At 41.0% G+C, this 23,854-nt stretch carries 18 protein-coding genes, 1 tRNA gene and 1 pseudogene; 11 read left to right on the forward strand and 9 right to left on the reverse strand.

The window, feature by feature from the left end; all coding sequences use genetic code 11:
- Positions 1–10 precede the first annotated feature (10 nt).
- The 3 genes from H6G86_RS29695 to H6G86_RS29705 all read right to left on the reverse strand — a co-directional run bounded on the left by H6G86_RS29695 (position 11) and on the right by H6G86_RS29705 (position 5,511).
- Positions 11–2,179 carry a peptidase domain-containing ABC transporter gene (locus H6G86_RS29695; RefSeq protein WP_190937312.1) on the reverse strand — a complete coding sequence of 723 codons (2,169 nt, stop codon included), beginning with the start codon at positions 2,177–2,179 and terminating at the stop codon, positions 11–13.
- Positions 2,180–2,204: 25 nt separating this feature from the next.
- Positions 2,205–3,719, reverse strand: a complete 1,515-nt coding sequence (locus H6G86_RS29700; RefSeq protein ID WP_190937313.1) for an HlyD family secretion protein — start codon at positions 3,717–3,719, stop codon at positions 2,205–2,207.
- Positions 3,720–5,208: 1,489 nt separating this feature from the next.
- On the reverse strand, positions 5,209–5,511 hold the full coding sequence (locus H6G86_RS29705; RefSeq protein WP_313931488.1) for a CTB family bacteriocin: 303 nt from the start codon (positions 5,509–5,511) through the stop codon (positions 5,209–5,211).
- Positions 5,512–6,025: 514 nt separating this feature from the next.
- Between H6G86_RS29705 and glcD the strand changes: the two genes are divergently transcribed.
- The 5 genes from glcD to H6G86_RS29730 all read left to right on the forward strand — a co-directional run bounded on the left by glcD (position 6,026) and on the right by H6G86_RS29730 (position 12,643).
- Positions 6,026–7,498 carry a glycolate oxidase subunit GlcD gene (glcD, locus tag H6G86_RS29710; RefSeq protein ID WP_190937314.1) on the forward strand — a complete coding sequence of 491 codons (1,473 nt, stop codon included), beginning with the start codon at positions 6,026–6,028 and terminating at the stop codon, positions 7,496–7,498.
- A 608-nt stretch (positions 7,499–8,106) separates the two neighbouring features.
- The gene (locus H6G86_RS29715) at positions 8,107–9,354 is read left to right on the forward strand and encodes a glycoside hydrolase family 10-like protein (protein WP_190937315.1); all 1,248 of its coding nucleotides are present in this window, start codon (positions 8,107–8,109) and stop codon (positions 9,352–9,354) included.
- Positions 9,354–9,917, forward strand: a complete 564-nt coding sequence (locus H6G86_RS29720) for a hypothetical protein (protein WP_190937316.1) — start codon at positions 9,354–9,356, stop codon at positions 9,915–9,917. The genes H6G86_RS29715 and H6G86_RS29720 overlap by 1 nt, the downstream gene beginning before the upstream one ends.
- A gap of 344 nt (positions 9,918–10,261) precedes the next feature.
- Positions 10,262–12,508 (forward strand): sensor histidine kinase, encoded by a 2,247-nt coding sequence (locus H6G86_RS29725; protein WP_190937317.1) that lies wholly within the window; start codon positions 10,262–10,264, stop codon positions 12,506–12,508.
- A gap of 63 nt (positions 12,509–12,571) precedes the next feature.
- Positions 12,572–12,643 (forward strand) — tRNA-Lys (locus H6G86_RS29730).
- Between the two features lie 184 nt (positions 12,644–12,827).
- Here the strand turns inward: H6G86_RS29730 and H6G86_RS29735 are convergent.
- Entirely contained in the window at positions 12,828–13,460 is a 633-nt protein-coding gene (locus H6G86_RS29735) for an HD domain-containing protein (RefSeq protein WP_190937318.1), read from the reverse strand.
- Between the two features lie 576 nt (positions 13,461–14,036).
- Complete coding sequence (gene purH / locus H6G86_RS29740; RefSeq protein WP_190937319.1) at positions 14,037–15,557, reverse strand: bifunctional phosphoribosylaminoimidazolecarboxamide formyltransferase/IMP cyclohydrolase; 1,521 nt, start codon at positions 15,555–15,557, stop codon at positions 14,037–14,039.
- 225 nt (positions 15,558–15,782) lie between these two features.
- Between purH and H6G86_RS29745 the strand changes: the two genes are divergently transcribed.
- Positions 15,783–16,361 carry a Uma2 family endonuclease gene (locus tag H6G86_RS29745; protein WP_190937320.1) on the forward strand — a complete coding sequence of 193 codons (579 nt, stop codon included), beginning with the start codon at positions 15,783–15,785 and terminating at the stop codon, positions 16,359–16,361.
- A gap of 615 nt (positions 16,362–16,976) precedes the next feature.
- Here H6G86_RS29745 and H6G86_RS29750 read toward each other — a convergent pair.
- Positions 16,977–17,243 (reverse strand): hypothetical protein, encoded by a 267-nt coding sequence (locus H6G86_RS29750; protein WP_175586497.1) that lies wholly within the window; start codon positions 17,241–17,243, stop codon positions 16,977–16,979.
- A 346-nt stretch (positions 17,244–17,589) separates the two neighbouring features.
- Here H6G86_RS29750 and rpaB point away from each other — a divergent pair, with 346 nt between their 5' ends.
- From rpaB to H6G86_RS29770, 4 genes are all read left to right on the forward strand, one after another.
- The gene (rpaB, locus tag H6G86_RS29755; protein WP_190937321.1) at positions 17,590–18,315 is read left to right on the forward strand and encodes a response regulator transcription factor RpaB; all 726 of its coding nucleotides are present in this window, start codon (positions 17,590–17,592) and stop codon (positions 18,313–18,315) included.
- A 153-nt stretch (positions 18,316–18,468) separates the two neighbouring features.
- Positions 18,469–19,107: a glutathione S-transferase family protein gene (locus H6G86_RS29760; RefSeq protein WP_190937322.1), complete on the forward strand. Its 639-nt coding sequence runs from the start codon at positions 18,469–18,471 to the stop codon at positions 19,105–19,107.
- 353 nt (positions 19,108–19,460) lie between these two features.
- Positions 19,461–20,330: an inositol monophosphatase family protein gene (locus H6G86_RS29765; protein ID WP_190937323.1), complete on the forward strand. Its 870-nt coding sequence runs from the start codon at positions 19,461–19,463 to the stop codon at positions 20,328–20,330.
- Between the two features lie 44 nt (positions 20,331–20,374).
- Positions 20,375–21,355 carry a 2-dehydropantoate 2-reductase gene (locus tag H6G86_RS29770; RefSeq protein WP_190937324.1) on the forward strand — a complete coding sequence of 327 codons (981 nt, stop codon included), beginning with the start codon at positions 20,375–20,377 and terminating at the stop codon, positions 21,353–21,355.
- 294 nt (positions 21,356–21,649) lie between these two features.
- Here the strand turns inward: H6G86_RS29770 and H6G86_RS38420 are convergent, their stop codons facing one another.
- The 3 genes from H6G86_RS38420 to H6G86_RS29785 form a co-directional block, all read right to left on the reverse strand.
- Positions 21,650–21,859 carry a transposase family protein gene (locus H6G86_RS38420; RefSeq protein ID WP_242065035.1) on the reverse strand — a complete coding sequence of 70 codons (210 nt, stop codon included), beginning with the start codon at positions 21,857–21,859 and terminating at the stop codon, positions 21,650–21,652.
- A gap of 358 nt (positions 21,860–22,217) precedes the next feature.
- The gene (locus tag H6G86_RS38995) at positions 22,218–22,424 is read right to left on the reverse strand and encodes a helix-turn-helix domain-containing protein (RefSeq protein ID WP_313931490.1); all 207 of its coding nucleotides are present in this window, start codon (positions 22,422–22,424) and stop codon (positions 22,218–22,220) included.
- 428 nt (positions 22,425–22,852) lie between these two features.
- On the reverse strand, positions 22,853–23,263 hold the full coding sequence (locus H6G86_RS29785; RefSeq protein WP_190937325.1) for a peptidoglycan-binding domain-containing protein: 411 nt from the start codon (positions 23,261–23,263) through the stop codon (positions 22,853–22,855).
- 293 nt (positions 23,264–23,556) lie between these two features.
- Between H6G86_RS29785 and H6G86_RS29790 the strand changes: the two are divergent.
- A pseudogene (locus tag H6G86_RS29790) lies at positions 23,557–23,771 on the forward strand (IS66 family transposase); the annotation flags it as partial.
- Positions 23,772–23,854: the final 83 nt, after the last annotated feature.

Below are 23,854 nucleotides of genomic sequence, written 5' to 3' on the forward strand. Positions count from 1 at the left end.
AGACTATTTTTTACATTGATAAAAACTTTAAATGCTCTCCTTGCTGAGAGAGGAAAGTCTCAATATCACCTTGTATTTGTACCTGACCTTTATCTAGTAGTACAATCCAATCGGCTCGATTAATTACGCTGGGACGATGGGTAATCAAAATAGTAGTTTTGCCTTCTCGGTATTCCAAAAGCCTGTCTAATACGTGAGATTCACTGACTGGGTCGAGTCCGGCGGTTGCTTCGTCTAAAATCAGTACAGGTGGATTGGTAAGGATGCCTCTAGCGATCGCTAATCGTTGTCTTTGTCCACCAGAGAGATTCGCCCCAAATTCCCCTAAAACTGTTTGATACTGATTCGGAAGTTGGCTGATAAACTCATCTGCATCAGCTATCTGACAAGCTTTGACAATTTCTTCAAAGGAAATATAAGGTGTTCCTAAACGGAAGTTTTCTAAAATTGAGCGACTCCAAAAATGAGGTTCTTGGGGTACATAGACTACTTGTTGTCGCAAACAATCTAGGGAAAGGTCGTTGATGTTATAGAAACCAATGCGGATATTGCCAGAGTTAGGCTGATATAAGCCTGCAATCACTTTCGCTAAAGTACTTTTACCACAACCTGACTTACCAATCAAAGCGATCGCTTTCCCTCCAGGAAGTTTGAGAGAAAAATCCTCTAATAAGTCAACTCTGCCAGCGTGGTGAAATTGGACATGGGAACAGCGAATGTCTGCATCACTAGAAATTTGAACAACTGGCTTTTGGCTTCCTCCGACTACTTCTGGTGTCGCATCGATAACTTCTAGAAGGCGAGAAATTGCTGTTTGAGAGCGAAAATATTCATCTACTAAGCCAACCACTGAGTTAATTAAAGCCAGAACATTGAACTGTAGGGCGTTAAAAGCCAGCATTTGACCAATGCTTAATTCCCCATTAATCACCAAGATACTTCCTAGACCAAGTAAAATCACACCACCAAGGCTAGCTATAAGTTTGCTAATAGTACCGTTGATAATACCGATTTGGATAGTACTAAAAGTCAAGTTAGCAAGGCGACCAAAGCGGCTTTGAAATTCATCCCAAAATTGCGGAGCGGCATTTGTAGTTTTGATTACCTGTGCGCCCTTAAATGTTTCCACCAAAACACCTTGATTTTCCGTGCCTAAAACTAAGAGACTGCGGGTTTTTTGTTGGAGAATGGGCAAAAAAGGTAGGGTCGAGAGGGTAATTAACCCAGCAAAAACGATGACTGCCATTGTCAGTTTCCAGCTGTAAAACAGCATCAAGCAAAAAGAAACCACGGCAACAAAAAACTGGCTAGGTAAAAGAACTACAATTTGCGATACCAACTGGTTGATGTCGTTGATATCTCGCAGACGGCTAGTGATTTCACCACTACGACGGGCTTCGTAGTAATTTAAAGGCAATTGGAGAATTTTTCGCCCAAATTCCAAGACTAATCCTAATTGCAATCGCTGCCCAAAATGAGCAATCATAATCGCTTGCAATAGTTGCAAAGTACTGCCGAATAAGCTCATAACTACAACGGCTGAGATTACAACAGTGAGTAACTGGGTATCTCCACGCACAAGTACATCGTCTGTAAGCAGTTGGATCAAGACGGGAGTACCTAGAGCCAACAGACCTAAGACAATATTGATCGTTAAAACCTGAGTTAGCAATCCACGATAAGGCAAGATGCGTACTAAAAAGCGACTTAAGCCACCTTTTGCTTCTTCTGCGGGCTGTTCAAAAAAGCGGTCTGGATCTGGCTCTAGTAAGAGCATCACCCCATTCCAAGCTTCTGTTAACTCTTCTCGGTTAACATAACGGATACCCACAGCTGGATCGGCAATAACGTACTTATTGCCGCGCTTGGTGTATAAAACAACCCAATGATAACCCCGCCAATGAATAATTGCGGGCAGATTGATTTCTGTGATTCTATCTATGATCGCAGGTGAAGCTTTCACTGCCCTGGCATTAAAACCCAGAGTCTCAGATCCACGCTTTAAACCCAGCAAAGTTGTTCCTAGCTGTCCAGTCCCAACGGCATCTCGACTGCGATTAATGCTTAAAAAACGTCCGTAATGTTTAGAAATTGAAGCAAGACTGGCGGCTCCACAGTCTTCTTCACTCAACTGCAAAACACACTGGTAATTTTTATGGAGTTTGAATAGATCGAACATGGTTACAGACCTATTAAATTAGTGATTAAAAATTTGTGATGAATCTGGCTTTGCGGAGAATGAACTGAAGCACCGTTTCTCGGCGGGAAATTATATCAGCCCTACCTTCCATACCCGCTTTCAGATGACACTGGCGATCGCTTCTACTCAAATATGAAGTTTGTGGCTCAATAGTTACTTCATAAGCAACTACCTGGGCTTGGGCTACACCTGAATTGACATTGCTTTTTACAGGTAAAGCATCTGGTGCAACTGTTTTGACAGTTCCTTTGAGAGTGCCGTAGTCTGGATAGGGACAAGCAGAAACTTGCATCTGAACTTTTTGGCCTGCTTTTACCTTGTCAATATCTTGAGCCGGCACACGAGCTTTAACTACTAAAGAAGCATTGAGAGGAGCAATCTGAGCGATCGCTTCACTTGGTTGTACTACTTGTCCTGGGTTGCGAAGATTCAATTGCAACAGTGTTCCGGCGATTGGCGATCGAATCACACTCAAATTCAAGTCGGTTTGAACCTGTTGCAAATCTTTGCTGCTGCTAGCGAGTTGCTTTTGGAGTTCAAGGCGTTGCTGGAGTAAGGTTTCTCGTTCTTTTTTCAAAGCGGCTAAAGTAGCCTCACCTCTAGCCCGTTCCTGCTTAATCCGTTCAGATGCCACTATTACAGCCGCATTACTGGCATTAATTGCGGTTTTAGCTTTTTCTAAATTCGTCTGTGCGATATTTAGGGCTTGTTCTTTGTCCTCCAAAAGATTTTTAACGCTAACTTTAGCTTCTTCTAGCTTCGCCTGAGCAGATATAACTGCTTGTTCTTTTTCCTCAAACAGATTGCGAGAAACCGATCCCGATGCGACTATCGGCTGCAATCGGTCACGCTGCACCTTGGCTACTTTCAAAGCTGCTTCTGCTTCTTGTACAGTTGCCGTTAAAACTTTTTCCCGTACTAAGCGATCGCGTTGTACTTTAGCTAAGATTAAAGCTGCTTGTGCTTGTGTCATATCAGCCGCAGCCTTAACTTGCTGATCTTGATAGTTGCGTTGTGTCCCATCTAATTCAGCTTGTGCAGCAATAATTGTGCGGTTGGTTAAGTTTGTCTGAGCTGCAATCTGAGCATCGATTTCACCCAGTTGAGCATCAATTTGACTTTGTTGTAATTTACCTTGCTGAATACTACTTTCTAGTTGACTCTTTTGAGTCTGAAGGCGGGAATTATCAATTTGAGCGATCGCTTGTCCCTGAGTCACCACCTGATTTTCTTGAATATCAATGTTTTGAACGGTTCCAGCCATAGCAGACTGAACAACCCGTAGTTCTCCTACAGGTCGAATACTTGCAGGAACTTTGACCGTGACATTGTAACTGAGAATAGATGTAAGAGCGATCGCAGCCACAAAGGTAGTGAGTAAAACTCCTCCGCCAATGTTAGTCCATTTGCTGAGATGGGGGAGAAACTCGTTAACATCAACTACATGGAGTTGTTCTGGATTGGGTTCATTAAACCTATTTCCAAAATAGTTTTCCTCGCGGACTAAGAAGTTCGCCATATTACATAATTTTTTGAAATGTATACATCAAAAGGTCAGATTTATTTAATATCAACTCCAATTTTTTTGCTGCAAAGCTGATTAAACCTCATCTATGTTGAAACCAAGAGTTTTTTAAAAGATATATTTATTGATGTAGGTTGGGTGTAGTGAAACGCAACCCAACATTACCACCTGATTTATGTTGGGTTACGCGATCGCTGCACCCAACCTACAAAACTACGGTTCTCAAGATAGACGAGGTTTATATTGCATAACTTGATTGCAAATCAGATGCCACAAAAAATATATCTTTGGTAATATGCCACAGGGCATAATCAAAAACTAAAGTCTATGTTAATCTTGCCAAGATTAATCAGATAGCTAATCACAGATTTGGCTTGTAAGTTAATGTTTGCCAAATTAAAGAATGAAAAAGTAACATATACTGCTAAAAATTTCCAGCATAATGTTTTCCGATTGTCTATAATTAGTAAAAGGGGAAGAGAAAGATATGCACGACAAGATAAGCGAATTTATCTTTCTCAAGATTCAAACGCGGGCAACGCGGTAAAGAATACAGAGGAGAACGCTCAAACTCCCTCAAAGTCCTCACTTACGTTGAGCGAGTTACAATAAACTCCTCTGTCCCCCTTTTTTACTTATAAACAAAGCAATCTTATACAAATTTAATGTGAAGTTGCACATATCTTGATCCCCCTAAATCCCCCTTAAAAAGGGGGAATTTGATGGATGTTTTTCCGGTTCCCCCCTTATTAAGCTACGGTGTACACACAAGTTATCGAATCCTACCAGTCCTCGAATTACCCCACCCTAACCCTCCCCTTTACAAGGGGAGGGAACGAGATTCTCTTGTTTCCCCCCTTTCCAAGGGGGGATTAAGGGGGGTAATTTGACTTGTGTGTACACCGTAGCCCTTACTAAGGGGGGCTAGAGGGGATCGAATTCTATGCAGCTTCATAAAAAATTGGTATTAACTACAAGACTCCATCCTGAATCTGGATGTTTGGTTTCTGTGCAGAGTCAAATAACAGGCAAGTATTGAAATTACTTATTGGATTTCTGGTCAGGTAATAAAGATAGTAAAAAAACAAGTGTTACAAAAAATAGATTCACTCTTAGATGCTTGAAAACCTTAACTCACAATGTTATCGTTGATACTCTTTTCGCCGAGGATTTTGATAGATGATGAAGATGTACAATATCTATCGGCTAAGTAGGTAAAACTCAAAATTTCTAGATTATCCAGCACCACCACAATAGAATGGGTGGTGCTGTTTAGTGAAAGTAGACAGTTAATCTTTGTAATAATCAGCTACTCGGTTCAAAGTTTGAGATTTAAGCTAAGAGAAGTCAGAAAAGGCAAAAATTAAAAACCAAAATTTACAAGAAATATTTTGAACATTTTATTTTTTGCTTTCTTTTCTTTCTCTGCCTAAATTTGTCAAATACTCTGATTATATATGATGTAATAGCTGATTTTTGCAAATTAATTGCCGAACGGACTTGGTATAGCGGGCAAGGCAGGCACATTTCCGGGAAAAGCATTACCTCCTAATTGTAAGTTCTGTAATGCCGATGTTTGAATAGCGTCATTCGAGCCTTTACTGTTGGCTTCGCTGCCTTGAGGACCAGATCTACTCGTTCCGTCTAAGTTTGTAAGTCTTCTACGGAAATTGCTCTCATTTCTCTGAGAGTCTACACCTCCAGCGACTAGCTCTTGTTGTTCGTCAAATAACTCAACAAACAACTCAGATGTGTTGATTTGATATGACATGATTGTTAGCCTCACTTACGAAATTAGGTATGTGACTACCTAAGACCCAACTATAGGCATTGTTTGTCATGATTTCATAAACCTGAAGACATAAAACCAAATTGTATTTTTGTTTCTTAAGGTAGATATAAAATCTTTAATTTTTTTTAGATATAGCAATGCCATAGAGCAAGAATGGTCAATCTTTGCTATTTTCAAACTGATTTCAAGTATTTGAACATATATTTATAAACTTGGCATATCTAAAACCACTACTTTGACATCATGACTGGGAGATCATTAATAAGTTTTACTTAAGTCTTTGTGACTAATACATAAGCAGTTGTGAAAAATAGACAACCTGTCGTAACGAATGGATAATATCAGGCTTTTCAAGTGGAAAATAAGCTCAGTAAGTTCTAGAGCGGTAAAGCAAGAAAGAACGTCGCAATGGTTAAAACGTCGTTAACCGCTCAAAACTATTGGCAAATCCATCAAAAACTTGGGTATTGTTTTAAACTCTAAGTTACTATAGTTAACTTTAAAAACTATGCTGACCCAAGATAAAAAACAACACAACTGGAAACCTATTATCAAAGCATTCGAGGTTGTCCTTGGCAAAAATGGCGTAGTGCAACGCCGCGAAGAACTTATTACTTATGAATGTGATGGTTTAACTGGCTATCGCCAACGCCCGGCTGTGGTGGTATTACCTAGAACAACAGAACAAGTTGCCCAAGTGGTAAAGATATGCAATCAATATTCTATCCCCTTCATCGCACGCGGTTCTGGCACTGGTCTATCTGGCGGTGCTTTACCAGTGGAAGACTCTGTTTTGATTGTCACTTCCTTAATGCGGCAAATCATCAGCATTGATTTTGAAAATCAACGCACAATTGTTCAACCAGGCGTGATTAATAGTTGGGTAACACAAGCCGTTAGTGGTGCTGGTTTTTACTACGCTCCTGACCCATCTAGCCAAATTATCTGCTCTATTGGGGGGAATATTGCTGAAAACTCTGGTGGCGTACATTGTCTTAAATATGGTGTCACCACTAACCACGTTTTAGGATTAAAAATTGTCACACCAGAAGGAGAAATTGTCGATTTAGGTGGACAAATGCCCGAAATGCCTGGTTATGATTTAACGGGTGTGTTTGTTGGTTCTGAAGGCACTTTAGGAATTGCCACAGAAATTACTTTGCGAATTCTCAAAAGTGCAGAATCAATTTGCGTGCTGTTGGCAGATTTTACCAGTATTGAAGCTGCCGGAGCAACTGTTTCTGATATCATCAGCGCTGGAATTATTCCTGGCGGTATGGAAATGATGGATAACTTCAGCATCAATGCAGTTGAAGATGTTGTTGCCACAAATTGTTATCCCCGCGATGCTACTGCTATTTTGCTAATCGAAATTGACGGTTTAGAAGTGGAAGTTGCAGGAAATAAGCAGCGAGTGACTGAAATTTGTAAAAAGAATGGGGCGCGAAATGTCACTTCTGCTAGTGACCCAGAAACCAGATTGAAATTATGGAAAGGACGTAAAGCTGCTTTTGCTGCGGCTGGGCATTTAAGTCCAGATTATTATGTGCAAGATGGTGTAATTCCCCGGACTCAGTTGCCTTATGTTCTGCATGAAATTGAGGCATTAAGTGAACAATATGGTTATCGTGTTGCTAATGTATTTCATGCTGGTGATGGCAATCTTCATCCATTAATTCTTTATGATAATTCTGTGCCTGGAGCATTGGAGCAAGTAGAAGAAATGGGTGGAAAAATTCTCAAGCTTTGTGTCCAAGTTGGTGGCAGTATTTCTGGTGAACATGGCATTGGTGCGGAGAAAAAGTGCTATATGCCACAGATGTTTAGCCCAGTTGATTTAGAAACTATGCAATGGGTACGACAAGTTTTTAATCCTAAAGGGTTAGCAAATCCTGAAAAGATATTCCCCACACCACGAACTTGTGGGGAAGCAGCAAATGCGTCTGCTGTCAAGCAATTTGAAGGTGTAGAAAGATTTTAAGAAGAAAGAATTCAGAATTCAGGAGTTAAGAATTAGAAGTTATACCAGTTTAATGTGAAGTTGCATATATCTTGATCCCCCTAAATCCCCCTTAAAAAGGGGGACTTTGATAGATGTTTTTCTGGTTCCCCCCTTATTAAGCTACGGTGTACACACAAGTTTGAAATAGTTGATTAAACAAGGTTTTACCCCACCCTAACCCTCCCCTTGGAAAGGGGAGGGAACTAGATTTTCTTGTTTCCCCCCTTTCCAAGGGGGGATTAAGGGGGGTAATTAGACTTGTGTGTACACCGTAGCCTTATTAAGGGGGGCTAGGGGGGATCGAATTATATGCAGCTTCATAAAAAATTGGTATTAGGAGTAAGAATTAGAATTTGGAATTCTAATTTATTAGGTTTTGGTATCGTTAAGTATATTCATAACCAAAACTGGCTCCGTATGCTTTCAACTATTCTGACTCCTGACTTCTGAATTCTGTTAGCGGTAGCGGGGCGTTTAGCCCATTCTGAATTCTGAGTTGTTAATCATCATTTCTTTACATAATCCGGAGGATTACAACTTTATTTTGTAGTTATATATATTCCGATCGCACTAGGTCACGATTACAAATGAATCGGGTTGCTCGCCGTTGTGTTTCTTACTTAATGTGTTTGGGATTAGTAGCCACTTTAACAGTTTTTTCATTCTCTTCAGTTTCTTCACTCCCAGTTTATTCCCAAAAAATAATTCCTTTACCTACAGAAATTCGCGGCGTTTGGCTCACTAATGTTGCTAGTGGTGTACTATTTGTCCCTTGGGGTATTAATCGGGCTATAAACCAATTATCGTCCCTCAATTTTAATACAATTTATCCTGTAGTTTGGAACCGAGGACATACTTTTTATAAAAGTGCTGTAGCTGAAATGACTACAGGCTCAGATACTCAACCTTTTCTCAATTTCATGCACGGTGGACAGGATGTTTTAACAAAGATAGTGACACTTGCCAAAAGGAAAAATTTGAGAGTCATTCCTTGGTTTGAATATGGGTTTATGACACCGCATTATTCACAATTAGCAAGGCGTTATCCCGACTGGTTAACAATTGGACAAGAAGGTCTAAAGTCTATCCAAGATGCACCACCAGAAGAAATTGATAATAGTTTAGTAAGTAAGCTGGCTTGGTTGAATCCCTTACATCCGCAAGTGCAAGAGTTTATCCGAGGGCTAATTTTGGAAGTAGTCAGGGATTATGATGTGGATGGTATTCAGATTGACGATCATTTTGGGATGCCTGTACAGTTTGGCTACGATCGCTTCACGATTGAACTTTACCAGCAAGAACACAAAGGTAAAAGTCCTCCCATCGACCCTTTTAACTCAGAATGGATGCGTTGGCGAGCAGACAAAATTACTGATTTCATGGCAGAACTCTATCAAGCTGTGAAGGCGGTGAAACCCAAAGTCAAAATATCCCTATCTCCAAATTATCAAGCTTTTGCCTACAAATACTATTTGCAAGACTGGGAGAATTGGGTAAAGAAAGGTTTAGTTAATGAGTTAATTTTGCAAGTTTATCGAAATGATAAAAGCTCTTTTATCGCTCAATTAGAACAACCATCTGTGAAATTGGCTCAAAGTCTAATTCCTGTACAAATTGGTATATCAACAGGAACGGTGCGTAATCCTGTGAAAATGGCACAAGTTAGAGAACAGGTTCAAGCAGTACGCGATCGCAATTTTAATGGTATGTCCTTTTTCTACTGGGAGAGTCTCTGGGGTTACATTGTACCGGAATCGCCCCAACAGCGACGCAAAGCTTTTTTTGAGATGTTTAATGCTAGAACTGTCAGACAATTCAAACCAAAAAAACTTTGATGCCATTCGCGCCGAAAAATACTAGATTTAGCTTTACACTGCTGTGGACTATCGCTACTTGTGGCGGTTTTTTATTGAGTTTACTTTTTATTGAAGTTGGCGATCAGCCAGATGTTGGGGTGGTAGAAGCAGCTATCGGCGGATTTGCGATCGCACTTCCTCAAGGTTGTCTTCTCAAAGAACCTGTATTTTGCATCAGGTGGATTTTGTCAAGTCTTTTGGGTTGGAGTATCATCACTGCGATCGGTATTGGTGCGGTAGGTTGGATTGTACCCAGCATTCAGATTCTTCCTTCGAGAATCCTGTCGGGAGCCATTTATGGCGCACTTGGCGGCTTGGGAATTGGATTGACACAATGGTTAGCAATTCCCCAGCCTGTGGCGTGGCGATGGATATTTGTCTCTTCGGTAAGTTGGGCTGTTGCTGTCCCCGTGGGTTCTGCTGTGGGGATGATTTTGCACCACTTAACGCAATTATTTTTAGGCGAAGTTATGGGGTTAGCTATCACTTGGCTGCTAGTTGGTATCCTCACCGGAATGAATGCTCATAAATTGCGGTCGTGAGTTCCTATTACCCAGCCTCGCCCAATAATTTTATTAAGAATTGTAAAATTAATTGTTATAGTATGATAATTGTACTTAAGTATATGCAAAAATCTTGGAAAACTGTTCAAAAAATCATTAGATTTGCCCTCAACTGCAAATGTATTTTCGCCTTCAAAAAGCAGGATTTGTTAAGCTGACTTCTATTAGCTTTCCTAGATTTCTGACCAGAAGTAGAGAAAGATTTAAATTTCGATGAGCAACAGCTGACAATACTTTGCTATAGGCGCTAAAGTGCATCTACTACAAGCATAACGATAAGAGAGCGCCTAGAAGAGTCAGTAATACCAGAAAGGGACTCTCGCATGAATAAAAATCCAGCAGAATCAACTATGGAGTTGACAAAATTATCGCCCCCTCAAATTATCTTTGGCACGGAAGTAGATGAGAAAAATAGTAGTGAGCAATTTCTACTGAGCATGTACGATTCTGTGCAGGCATCAATATTTGTAGTAGATGTTCTAGAGGATGGAGATTTTCAGTATGTGGCACTTAATCCCACTCATGAGCGGTGGATAGGCATTCGCTCAGATGATCTCCGAGGCAAAAAACCAGAGGATATTCTCTCCCCCATCGATGCTGCGAGGGTGCGTCAGCACTATGCTGACTGTGTGCTATTTGGTAAAACTATTTCTTACGAACAATGTTTGCAATTCCAGGGGGTTACTACTTGGTGGAGTACGACTCTCACGCCACTAAGGGATGTTAACTCCCGGATTTATCGACTGATTGGTACTAGTAGCAATATCACCCCTGTGAAGCAAGCCCAAGAAGCAGTCGGACTCCAGGTTGAACGGGAGCAATTGCTAGAAGCGATCGCCGGACGAATTCACCAATCTGTAGAATTAGAGACAATTCTGCATCAGACAACAATTGAACTGCGGCAATTTTTGAATTGCGATCGCATTCTAGTTTATCGCTTCCAGCCTGATGGCAGTGGGGTAATTGTTGCCGCAAGCGTCGCTGCAAGCGATTCACTATTGGGAAAAAACATCATCGATCCCTGCTTTAGTGGCAATCCAGAAAACTACGGGCAAGGTTGCATTCAAGTTGTTGAGGATATTTATGCAGCAGACTTGCATCCTTACCATATAGATTTCCTGGCATCTTTGCAGATTAGAGCCAATGTAGTCGTGCCGATTTTCCAAGAGCAAGATATGTGGGGGCTATTGATTGCCCATCATTGCCAGGAATCGCGTCAATGGCAGCAAGCAGAAACTGGCTTACTCAAACAGCTGGCAACTCAAATCGGCATTGCTGTGCAACAAGCAGAACTTCGTCAGCAGCTTAAGGATCTCAAAGCCAAGATGGAGTTGCAAAAACAGAAGCACAAAAATCAGTTGCAGCAGGTACGAAACTTTGAAGCCTTGGTGCGACGGATGACAGAACAAATCCGCGATCATCTGGATGAAGCTCAGGTGTTGCAGACTGCCACTCAGGAATTAACAGAGTTACTGAACCTTGAACGTTGCCAAATTGAACTCTATAGCCCCTGTCAAACCCTGGTAACTATTGCCTACGAGTACAGCATCAACAATCTACCGCAGTGTCAAGAACTGACTAGACAGATTACAGACCGTCTGGAAGTTTATCAACCCTTATTGCAAAAACAACCTTTGCAATTTTTGGAAGTTGCCCCTGGATGGCAACCAAAGTTGTTGGTTATGTCCCAGATGGCTTGTCCAATTTTCGATACTCAAGGGATTTTGGGAAATCTTTGGTTAACAAGACCATCACAAGAGGCATTTGATGAATTTGAAATTGAGTTAGTGCAGCAGGTTGCCAATGAATGTGCGATCGCAATTCGCCAAGCTCAACTTTACCAACAAACCCAGACACAGGTAAAAGAATTAGAAAATTGCGATCGGCTCAAAAACCAATTTCTCCGAAATCTCTCTCAAGAACTGCGAACCCCAATAACTAGCATCAGCCTTGCAGTCCAAACCCTCGAAAGTGTTTTAACACCAGCAGAAATATTAGAGATAGAAATAGTTCCACAACTCTTGCAGATTCTGCATAACGAGTGTGCGCGAGAAAGCAAGTTAATTAACGATCTACTCAAACTCACATATCTCGAAGCAGAACCCGAACCCCCAACATTGATTGCCATTGACTTACAAAGCTGGCTTCAGCCCATTATCGAGTCTTTTCGAGACCTCACCAACTGTCAGCGACAGCAGTTAAAACTGAGTCTTGATAGCGCACTCCCGCCTTTAGAGACAGATATCACAGATATGGAGAGGATTATCACCGAACTACTCAACCATGTCTGCAAATATACCCCAGCAGGTGAATCAGTCACAGTCTCTACCCACTTAAGAGGGGATGCAGTAGAGCTTAATATTAGCAATTCTGGACTAGAGCTTACCAGCAATGAACTGTCACGCATTTTTGAGCCTTTTTATCACCTTTCCAAACACGATCCTTGGAAACACAGCGGCACTGGACTGGAATTAGCATTAGTGCAGAAAATGGTCAGACATTTAGGCGGCTCAATTTATGTAGAGAGTGGAGCCGGTCAAACCACCTTCACCATTAAATTCCCCCTTTAATTCGTTTTTTGGGCGTATCACTAGCTAAATTCTCAGAAGTTGTGCTATGATAGTTATTCGTGTGGGTGACTAGCTCAACGGTAGAGCAGTAGACTCTTAATCTATTGGTTGCGGGTTCAAATCCCTCGTCACCCACTTTTTAAGTATTTAATCAGGCATTTAGTGTAGACTCTTTTGCAAATATAGAACTGCACTTAATCTCCAACAAAATGGAGAGCAATTGCAAAAGGTTGTGAGTTCACCTCCGCAACCCAAAATCTATAGATGAAATGGTTAAAGAAACGATTTTAGAACCTATACACTTAGGCTTATGAAAAAGCTAACAATTCTCAGCGCGAAAATCTTGAGTAATTAGGGCAGCATCATCTTTAAGATATCCTGCTGTCACACAATCATCAATCAATTGCAGGACAAAGGGCCACAGTTCCGGCGCACCTGTTTCTACTGGTGCAACCCGTTTCATCACCTGATTGCGGCTAATGCCATAAATACGCCAAGTCCCACCCTGAGTTTGCTGATTATGCAGCAAAGGCTGTATACGGTCTAAGGCTGCGGCAAATTTGGCGGTGGGTGTTTCTCCTGCTTCAAACTCATCCCAGAGTGAACGCAACTCGCTACCTTGGTCTGCTGGCAAAAGTCCGAATAAACGCAATGCGGCTTGTGCTTCTCTTACTGCTTTGCTGTCGTTACCCTGCACATCGTAACAAAAGGTGTCACCTGCATCAATTTCTACCAAATCGTGGATTAGCAGCATTTTGATGGCATGGAATATATCAACACCGTCTGGGGCATAATCTACTAAGGCGATCGCCATTACAGCTAAATGCCAAGAGTGTTCTGCACTATTTTCTCGGCGTGACCCATCCATAAGTAGGGTTTGCCGCATTATATGCTTCAATCGATCAATTTCGATGATGAATTGAATTTGTTCAGTCAGCCGATTGATTTGCACCTGAATTTCTGATTTGGTGTGAGGTTTACTGGATTTTAGACTGTAGCTTATTATCTCAATAATTCCAGAGGATCTGCAAGTGCTGGTTTTTACATAACAATTAAAAAACGCCTGGGAGTGTTGCCGTGTTTCCACCCCAGGCGCTCTTTATTTTTAACTTGCTCCTCACACAGCTAAATACTATCACTGGTTCAATGAAAAGGCGATTAAAGTCAGTGACACTTTTAAAACTGTACCAACAATCCAATTTTTATATGCAAATTAAAAAATGCCTGGGAGTGTTGCCGTGTTTCCACCCCAGGCATTTTTTATTCTCAACTTGCTCCTCACACACAAATAAACCATATCACTACTTCTATTTAATGGCAAGTATATTGAGTGACATTTTTAAAACTGCACAAGCAATCCAATTTCTGACCAATTAAAAAGCGCTTGGGAGTGTTGCCGTGTTTCCACCCCAAACGCTTTTTACTTTTAACTTGCTCCTCACACACAAGTAGAAGATATCACGAATTCAATTATAAAGAAAGTATATTGTATGACACTTTCTCAACTGCACATCTGGTAAGCAATAATTTAGTGTAAAAAGTGACGTACACCAGTTAAGACCATCAGCAAACCCAGTTCGTTAGCAGCTTTGATTGAATCTTTATCGCGCAGACTTCCCCCTGGTTGGACAATAGCTGTAATTCCTGCGGCTGCGGCTGTTCTCACGGAATCATCGAAGGGGAAGAATCCATCGCTGGCGAGTATTGCACCTTTGGCTTTTTCTCCAGCTTGTTCTAGGGCAATTTTAACTGATCCGACGCGGTTCATTTGACCACCACCTACTCCTATTGTAGTGCGATCGCTAGTTACAACAATGGCATTAGATTTCACGTGTTTGCAAACTTTCCAAGCAAACAGTAATTCGGCTAATTCGCTGTCGGTGGGTTGGCGTTCAGTCACAACTTGCCATTGGCTAGTATCAGCAATTACATCATCGCTAGTTTGGACGAGAAAACCACCTGCGATCGCTTTTACGGTATCTTTAGGGCCGTTGCTCAAATCAGCTAGAGTCAAAACCCGCACGTTAGATTTTTTGGCAAGGATTTCTTGAGCTTCGGCATCACAACTTGGTGCAACCACACATTCAAGAAATGTTTTAGTTAACTCGCTAGCCGTAGCCGCATCAATCGGACGGTTAAGTGCGACAATCCCACCAAAGGCAGAAGTAGAATCAGCATTAAAAGCTTTTTGATAAGCTTCGGAAATCGTACTTCCCAGTGCCGTACCACAGGGATTTGTATGTTTGATAATCGTTGCGGCTGGGGTATCTGTGAATTCAGCAATAATTCGGCGTGCAGCTTCTAAATCAACTAAGTTATTGTAACTAAGTTCTTTGCCTTGCAGTTTTGTCGCGGCTGTCCATCCCGTTGGAGTAGTACCAGTTTGATACCAGGTGGCGGGTTGATGAGGGTTTTCGCCGTAACGCAGAGATTGCAATTGTGTGCCGCTAAGGGTGTACTGCTGTGTATCTGCGAGATAAGATGCGATCGCTTGATCGTAACTAGCAGTATGCGAAAATCCTTTTAAAGCTGCCTTTTGCCGAAACTCTAGGGATGCTATGCCGTTATTTTGGCGCAATTCCTCTAAATACTCGTCATACTGTGCCGGATCGCATAATACAGCGAGATGGGCGAAGTTTTTCGATGATGCCCGTAACATAGCAGGGCCACCGATATCAATTTGTTCAACAGCTTCTAATAATGTTACCCCTGGTTTAGCGATCGTTTCCTCAAAAGGATATAAATTGACCACCACTAAATCAATCGGGCGAATTTGGTTATTTTCTAAATCTGTAATATCTTGGGGAACATCTCGCCGCGCCAAAATTCCGCCATGAATTCGGGGATGTAGGGTTTTGACTCGACCACCTAAAATTTCTGGTGAACCTGTGTAATCTGCAACTTTGGTGACAGGGAGTCCTGCATCTTTGAGTGCTTGGGCTGTTCCCCCACTGCTGATTAAATCAAAGTCAAATTCTTCAACCAAGCTACGGGCTAGGTCAATTATACCAGTTTTGTTAGATACACTCAGCAGGGCTAGACGCGCCATTGATCAATTCCTTAAAAGTAGGCTAGAAGCGAAGGATCTCAAGTTTTGCATAAGCCTTGGTTCACTTCAAGACCATAAGGAATAATATTGACTCATGTAATTTATATGCTTACATCCCCCATCAGCACTGTCGAAAATGCTGAAAATAAGGAATAAGTAGGCTTAGTCTCTAATATTTGCGATCGCCTAAACTAAAAGTAAGCATCTTTTACCCACATAATATCTATGGTTCAGTCTTCTAATCAACGCCTAACCCTAGAAGAATTTCTCGCACTTCCCGAAGGAGATATTACATACGAGTTTGTTAACGGTGAAGCTGTACCCAAGTATAAAGATAATGAAATGTCACCAAAATTTTTTCATAGCTCGACTACTGGTGCTTTATTTATACTATTGTCTGCATGGGCACAAGCAAAAGGTCGGGTTGTGATTGAATGGGCAATTAAACTAACACGAAATCAACAAGATTGGATGCCTGTGGACGATCTGACCTATATTTCTTATAACCGTCTTCCTGCTGATTGGCTATTAGACGAAGCTTGTCCTGTTGCACCTGAATTAGTCATCGAAATCATTTCACCTGGTCAAACTTTTGGTGAAATTGCCGAAAAAGCAACTGATTATTTGAATGCTGGCGTTTCTCGTGTTTGGGTGGTTGATACAAAAGCTAGAACTGTAACTGTATTTGCGCCATCTTCCTTGCCGATTACTTACCGATCTCATCAAGTAATTACTGATAATTTGCTACCAGAATTGGAAATTACCCCTCACACAATCTTTCAACGGGCTGGCTTAAATCCCTAAAGTTTCATTATGAATCAGAATAATCATAGGGCTGAGTTGCTTGTGTAATAGTTCTTAAAAAAAATATTATAAACTCAATAAGCTTTCAAACTATCAGGAAAACCAGACCAGAACTTAGTCAACCGAAGACAACCAGCAAAAGCCGATTTTATTTTATGGCTATCCAACGAATCTAAACCCCACAGAAGCATTCATCGATTACACATACATAAGCGGTTGGAAGGAAGCTGTAACGCTAGAGCGGTCGCTGTCACATCCAATAGTATTGAAAGTCGGGAGACGCATTTATACTATGCAATCCTTTATTTGGAATAGAACAAGCATAGGAACCTCGCCCGTCTTTTAACAGGCAAGATTCCCAAGCCATAAGCTGTCTCAAAACAGTATTGAATGGATATTGTAAATAATTGCTAGCTTTGAGCCGGGCGATTACACCAGAAATACAGTTAACTTGACTAAAGATGGTTGAAGATTGTAAAACAATAAACCACCCATAGATCCAATCAATCCAAGTCAAAATCAAAGATAAATTCGGAATTACCTTAAAGTCTTGAGGTTGACAAAGTACCTATACGTTAAAAGCTTTATAGCAGTTTCAACAAGCACAGTTGACAGTTATCCAAAATTACAAAAATCATCTACGCGGATATCCCGCCAAATATCAGAAATTTGCCAGCCGGAATTGCCAACAGATTGGACTATGGGATTATCGCGCAATGGAATGTAGTCGGGTTCTCTCGGCTCTGGAATCGCTACTGGTTGCTCATCAACCACAGGGGGTGAAAAATTGACGGTATCAGCTTGAAGATTTTGGTCTTCAGCGTCTTGGATTTCCATCATTTTCTTCAGGGTCAGCGTGTCAGATTTTTTGATGATCTTCATATCTATTAATTAAAAGTTTTCATTCACTGAATATCAAAGCCATTGGCTGAAAAGTCGGATGACAACAGAGTTGTAAAAAGTCGTGGGTAAAATGAGTGTTAATAATTGCACGGAATAAACAAGATACACTAAATCTATGGAAAATACGAGTCCCCTGCTGAGGAATTTCTTAATTGAGTGCAAATCTCTATTTTGGTACAGATGCCTTAGCATAATTTTGCACAGATGGTTTGAGCAATTTACACTACTGCTTTAGAGTAAGTCCAAGGCCGTTTTGTGTTTTAGACTCAATCAAGCCTGATAATAGAGGGTTAAGAGTTCTCGCTGTAAAGGAGCATTGAGAAACTTGTCAGGTCATAAAGGAAAAATCCTGGTAGTAGACGACGAAGCGAGCATACGTCGGATTTTAGAGACGCGTCTTTCCATGATTGGCTATGATGTCGTCACAGCTAGCGATGGTGAAGAAGCTTTGTCAACTTTTCGTGTATCCACTCCTGACTTAATAGTTTTGGATGTGATGATGCCAAAGCTCGATGGCTACGGTGTATGCCAAGAATTACGGAAAGAGTCAGATGTACCAATTATTATGCTTACAGCCTTGGGAAACGTAGCCGATAGAATTACTGGGCTAGAGTTAGGTGCTGATGACTATATGACAAAGCCTTTCTCTCCCAAGGAGCTAGAAGCTCGGATTGCCTGCATACTAAGGCGATGCTTCCATAAAACTAGTGTCAATACCACTCCTAATTCCACGATTATTCATGTGGGCAATCTCAAAATTGATACAAATAAGCGGCAAGTCTATAAAAATGAGCAACGCATTCGCCTGACAGGTGTGGAATTTAGCTTACTAGAGTTGTTAGTGAACAATTCTGGAAAAGTTTTTTCCCGATTAGAAATGTTGCAGCTATTGTGGGGTTGCGTACCAGGACTTCATTTAGACACCCGTGTAGTAGATGTGCATATCTCCCGGTTGCGGACAAAGGTAGAAGATGACCCCAACTTACCAGAGTTGATTATCACAGCAAGAGGTAGTGGTTATTTTTTCCCACGAATTGTTGAATCACAGTAGGAGGAAATTGAAGAAGAATTCCGAATCCAGAAATCAGTGCTTGATTTAGCTCTACGCAAAACAAACCATTAGATAGATGAATAATTAGTCAGCTGATGGTAGTTTCAGATGATGAAAAGTCAGTAATAACTCCATTGTAAAAAAGTAGCTATTATGATCGTTGTCCATCATCTTAACAACTCGCGATCGCAGCGCGTGCTATGGCTGCTTGAAGAATTAGGGATCGATTATGAAATTAAGTTCTACGAACGCGACCAGAAGACGATGCTGGCACCAGCATCCCTGCGTGAAGTCCATCCCCTCGGCAAGTCACCAGTAATCACAGATGCAGGAAATACTGTTGCTGAGTCGGGCGCTATCATTGAATACATCGTCGAACGCTATGGCAATGGTCAGCTAATCCCGCCATCTGGTACACCAGAGCGTCTGCGCTACACTTATTGGCTGCATTATGCCGAAGGCTCTGCAATGCCACCTCTGGTAATGAATCTCGTCTTTAACCGTTTTGGTGTAGGAGACAGCGTAAACGAAGGATTTATCGCACCCCAGATTAAGCTTCACTTTGACTATATAGAAGGTGAACTTCGTAAAAGTACATGGTTTGTAGGCGAAGAATTCACCGCCGCCGATATCCAAATGAGCTTTCCTTTAGAAATAGTCGCTATGGAAGCCGAACTCATCTCAAGCCGACCGAAGATTCAGCAATTTATCGAACGCATCCATGCACGACCTGCTTACAAACGCGCTCTTGAACGTGGGGGCAAATACGACTTTGCCAGTAGCATTCAATAATTCTTGTACCCATTTCAGATAATTAGAAACTGGTTAATGTTGCATTTAGAACATTATCAATCGCATCTTCTTCTAACTCAGTAGAAGTTGCCAGGGGCTTTTGGTGCTATTTTCAGAAGTTAAATAAAAAACAGCCACCCCCAATTCTACAAATCCTGCTGAAGCAGCAACAGCTTTTACATTTATAGGCATTAACTAGCAGTTTCTGCAATCAGTGCCGTAGTTCCTTGAACGTCCGGTAGATTGGTAAAGATTATGGTATCATTGCACCACAATGATACCGTAATTTTGTCTAGATAAAGAATTCTATCGCCCTGCCAACGGTAGATTATTTCTGAAAGGAGTTTGCTGCAATGTCCACAACACCAACTACTCGACTAATTTTGGAGACTTTACTCCCCCATCTGAAAGTAGCAGCAGCTTATGCCCATTTTCTTCAACCAAAAATTGCTGCACTTCCTGCCAAAGGAGAAGGAAACAACTTTTTTAGTGCTGCACTTACTGATGCGGATGTGGCTATTCAAAATCTAGTAGAAGTAGTATTACTGGGCACTTTTCCAGATATTCGCTTTTATGGAGAAGAGTATGCAAGTTCTAACAACACAAAGTATTTTCGTGCTACCGAACTCGGTTCAGAAGGTGATTATTTAGTCACACTCGACCCAATCGATGGTACAAAGTTTTACATGGATGGACATTCTAATTACCAAATTATTCTCAGTATTCTAAATTCAGATGACTTTGAGGCCGTAATTGCCATTTCTCCTGCCCAAAACATTTATTTTTATGCGCTTCGAGGTGAAGGTGCTTTTAAAGGAACTCTGGACATGAGCCTAGAAGCCTGTGCCCCATTACACATAACATCTGCCAAACCTGCTATTTTGTTGGGATGGGCAATGAATTCTATTGGACATTTACTAAAAGATCGATATCAAGTAATCGATATAGCGACTGATTACTCTAGTGATATTCAAATTCCTAATCTTAATGGTATTCTCACTGGTGACTTGAGTGGAGCAGTGATTAAATCGGGTAAATTTATTGATGTTGCTGCACTCGCTTTTATTGCGAAAGAGGCTGGTTGGATTGTAACTACTCTGGACGGTTCGACTTTACCGCCATTGCATACTTGTCAAAACTATAGTCTGCCTGGATTGATAATAGCTGCCTCAAAATCTGTTCATCAAGATTTACTGAAAGCAATGCAAAGCCTACCTGTTTGAGGGTAAATAAGTAGTTAATTATTTGCTAACTATCCCTAAACAAAATGAAAATCTGTATTGTTGGCGCAGGTGCAATCGGTGGATATTTAGGGGCAAAACTGGCACTGGCAGGTGAAGCAGTGACGCTAATTGCACGTGGTTCCCATTTGGAGGCGATTCAAAAAAATGGTCTGAAGTTGCTCATGGCAGACGGTTCTAGCCAAATTGCTACTCCGTTTTTGGCAACTAGCAATATTCAGGAAGCGGGGCTACAGGATGTAGTAATTCTAACTGTTAAGGCTCACAGTGTGCCTGCGATCGCACCTTTTCTCCCTGCACTCTACAATCCTCACACAATGGTAGTGACAGCCCAAAATGGCGTTCCTTGGTGGTACTTTCGTCAACATGGCAGTGAGTATGAAGGTACGCGGATTCAATCTGTCGATCCAGATGGGATTATTGAAGCTAGTATCGGTGCTGAACGTGTCATCGGTTGTGTGGTTTACCCGGCAACTGAGATAGTTGAACCAGGTGTAATTAAGCATATTGAAGGCGATCGCTTTACTCTCGGTGAAATCGATGGTAGTAAAAGCGATCGCATCCAATTACTGGCACAGACTTTAAAACAGGCAGGATTCAAAGCACCAATCCGCAATCAAATTCGCACGGAAATTTGGATTAAGTTGTGGGGGAATGTGGCGTTTAATCCGATCAGTGCCCTGACTGGTGCTACTTTGGAGGATATTTGCCGCTATCCCCTCACGCGTGAACTAGCGCGGCAAATGATGACAGAAACTCAAGCGATCGCAGAAAATTTGGGTATAAAGTTTGGTATTAGTTTAGAACAGCGAATTAATGGGGCAGAAAATGTTGGTGCCCATAAAACATCAATGTTACAAGATATCGAAGCCGGACGCGCTACGGAGATAGATGCTATTGTTGGCGCGGTGGCAGAATTGGGAAAACTTACTCAAATTCCCACACCTTATATTGATGCTATTTATGCCAGCGTTAAGTTGCTGGAGGCGACCAAATTAAAGGTTTGATTTGACTTTCCTTGACTTTTGATAGCATCTGGAAAGCAGCGGATGGGGAGGAAAGTTTGTCTTCACCAGAGTCTTTCGGTTCCTCACCAAAACTCTGGTTTTTAGCATTATATGCGTAAAGCAGAATAAGTCTATTAGACATCTCCGAAAACCGCCCAAGTATTTCTGTGACTAACTTATAGAGTGCAATAACCAGTTTCGCAATCCAGCGAGTTTCGACGATAGAATAGGGGGTTGAGATGTTTTTTGTTAATAATCCGACAAAAAATCTGGTGATGTGCATTCATTTTCAAATCAGGCGATCGCGTATATTTCTGCTGGTAATACAAGTGCCCCAATTCGTAATCTTACTACTCCACAAATTGTCAAAATTACCTCAGCATACTTTTTAGGATTTAACCGAAATCTTTCTTGAACAACTCGAAATATTTTTACCGAACGAATTCGATGTTCAACAAGTACTCGTTTGGATGAAAACTCCTTATTCTCTTTTTTTTTGGTCAATTGTTAACTTTCCATTTCTTGGTGTTTTAATTGGGGTGTCAATTAAATCTTCTCCAAGATATCCTAAATCTCCCTTAAATTTTTGTTTTGGGTCAAAGTTATAGCGGTTTTCAAGGGAACAAAGTTATATCGCTTTTTGGTTCAGGTTCGCCAGCTACAACATCAACGATATCCTTTGCATCTGGCGAGATAATTATCTGACTTTTAAATGTATGTTTACTTGCCTTGCCAGAGTAATATTTTTCCTGTTCTTTATTATTCCCCAGCTCTTTCCCTCACTTGTTCATAGCTATCTCCAATTAATTCATAATCCGTAAGTATTTCTTTAACTATCATCAAGTCAGATTCGTTTTTTTACTTATTCGATTAAACTCGATGGTAGCAATTCTCTGAGTATTGGTAACCAATAGTTAAATGTATCATTTGCAGTGGACTCACTCACACCAAACTGGATACCAAGAAGCTCAAATGTAGTCAGATGTCTGAGATAAACCAAAGTTAAAATTATTTGTTCTTTGAGCGATAATTTTGGTTTACGGCCTCCACCACCAGCAATAATTCTCACTTTTTTGGATTCTAATATCTCTTGTTTTTCATAGTGTAATCGTTCGTATTTTGAATTAATTTTTGTAACTGTTCATATTCCAGACCAATTAACCGCTTTGTTTTTTTAGGATTCTCTTCAATATGATTAAGTATGTTGCTCATGTTTCTGTGTCAAAAAAGCTATTTAATGCTCTTTTACCACAGAATGTTACTATTTTGGAGATGTCTTATGCTAATAAATCATTTTACTCTGTTTTTATCTCCATTTATGTTTAAGTCCCGCTAACTGAAAATCAGGTAGGGGTACAAGTTGGAAAACCGCAAGGGCTCAGTGGCTTCCCAACTTACGCAGATAGAACAAGTTGGTGTACTGTTTTAAGGCTAGAATTTATTTCCTAGCCTTTTGTCTTTCAGGTATTTCAGCAATGAGGATATTAGTAAACTGTTTTATTTCAGAGCCGCTAAAGTCCGGTGTCCAATTATTCCGTCTGCTCTTAATCCTTTAGACTTCTGAAATTTGATCACAGCGGCCCGAGTCTTGTTATCAAACACACCATTCACACTTGCTGTATAGAATCCTTGTTGCTTTAAAGAATTCTGAACAGTTTTCACTGTCTCTCCCCTGCTACCTACTGTTAGTACAGTACCAGTACTACGCTTTGCCACATTATTGGACTTGTGCTTGGCATTAAGCTTTGGTACAGCATTAGGTTTTTTCATGGTGTTGCCTTGCTGAGTACTTTGGGCAATGTGGGTAGCAGGAGCTGAAGTTTGGCTTTTATTATTAGTTAAAGAGTAAGCAGGCATAGCAGTAGCTAGAGTCAAAGCAGGGAGCAAAGCAATTACCTTCCAATTCATCTTCTTGTTCCTTCCAACTGTATGAGATTTTGCAATTTCTATTTGAAGAGTCATCTTGATAAGGGACTGTGCCTTAAGTAGATTTTCCTCTGTAGATTCTGGTGTGTGGGTTTAGTCTGAGACTATTTCCGAAGCCAGAGCTATAGCATCACACGTTGTATTGACAAAGTTATTGCAAAATTGTGACAAAAGTATGACTAAATGTATTAAAATTTATGTTGCACTAAATTGTGCTCTTAATTTATGAAAATTACCCTAATATCTTTCTGCAATAAGTAAAATTGTATGTCCTAAAAAAGAGCGAAAACAAAAAAGCATCCCTGGACGGAGAATCGAATGATCCCAAAAGAAAACCAGGCGGGCAACCAGGGCATCAGGGAAAAACGCGTAAGGGTTTGGCAGAGTAGATCGTTATGAAATCTTACGTCCAGAAGATTGTGTTTACTGCGGTCAAAAAGCATTTGCGACCTATCCAGCTTTTGCCCAGCAGAAATGTTTGGCTCATCTACGCCGACACTTCAAAAAACTAATTATTCTTCCAGGTCTTCACAACCAAGCTATCGGTGAAACGTTTGTTAATTTAATTGATGA

It is taken from the genome of Nostoc sp. FACHB-133 (assembly GCF_014698055.1).
Taxonomy (GTDB): Bacteria; Cyanobacteriota; Cyanobacteriia; order Cyanobacteriales; family Nostocaceae; genus Nostoc.

Coding starts and splice junctions, on each gene's coding strand:
- H6G86_RS29695 (WP_190937312.1), bottom strand. CDS start 2,179: ATGTTCGATCTATTCAAACTCCATAAAAATTACCAGTGTGTTTTGCAG.
- H6G86_RS29700 (WP_190937313.1), bottom strand. CDS start 3,719: ATGGCGAACTTCTTAGTCCGCGAGGAAAACTATTTTGGAAATAGGTTT.
- glcD (WP_190937314.1), top strand. CDS start 6,026: ATGCTGACCCAAGATAAAAAACAACACAACTGGAAACCTATTATCAAA.
- H6G86_RS29715 (WP_190937315.1), top strand. CDS start 8,107: ATGAATCGGGTTGCTCGCCGTTGTGTTTCTTACTTAATGTGTTTGGGA.
- H6G86_RS29720 (WP_190937316.1), top strand. CDS start 9,354: ATGCCATTCGCGCCGAAAAATACTAGATTTAGCTTTACACTGCTGTGG.
- H6G86_RS29725 (WP_190937317.1), top strand. CDS start 10,262: ATGAATAAAAATCCAGCAGAATCAACTATGGAGTTGACAAAATTATCG.
- purH (WP_190937319.1), bottom strand. CDS start 15,557: ATGGCGCGTCTAGCCCTGCTGAGTGTATCTAACAAAACTGGTATAATT.
- H6G86_RS29745 (WP_190937320.1), top strand. CDS start 15,783: ATGGTTCAGTCTTCTAATCAACGCCTAACCCTAGAAGAATTTCTCGCA.
- H6G86_RS29750 (WP_175586497.1), bottom strand. CDS start 17,243: ATGAAGATCATCAAAAAATCTGACACGCTGACCCTGAAGAAAATGATG.
- H6G86_RS29760 (WP_190937322.1), top strand. CDS start 18,469: ATGATCGTTGTCCATCATCTTAACAACTCGCGATCGCAGCGCGTGCTA.
- H6G86_RS29765 (WP_190937323.1), top strand. CDS start 19,461: ATGTCCACAACACCAACTACTCGACTAATTTTGGAGACTTTACTCCCC.
- H6G86_RS29770 (WP_190937324.1), top strand. CDS start 20,375: ATGAAAATCTGTATTGTTGGCGCAGGTGCAATCGGTGGATATTTAGGG.
- H6G86_RS29785 (WP_190937325.1), bottom strand. CDS start 23,263: ATGAATTGGAAGGTAATTGCTTTGCTCCCTGCTTTGACTCTAGCTACT.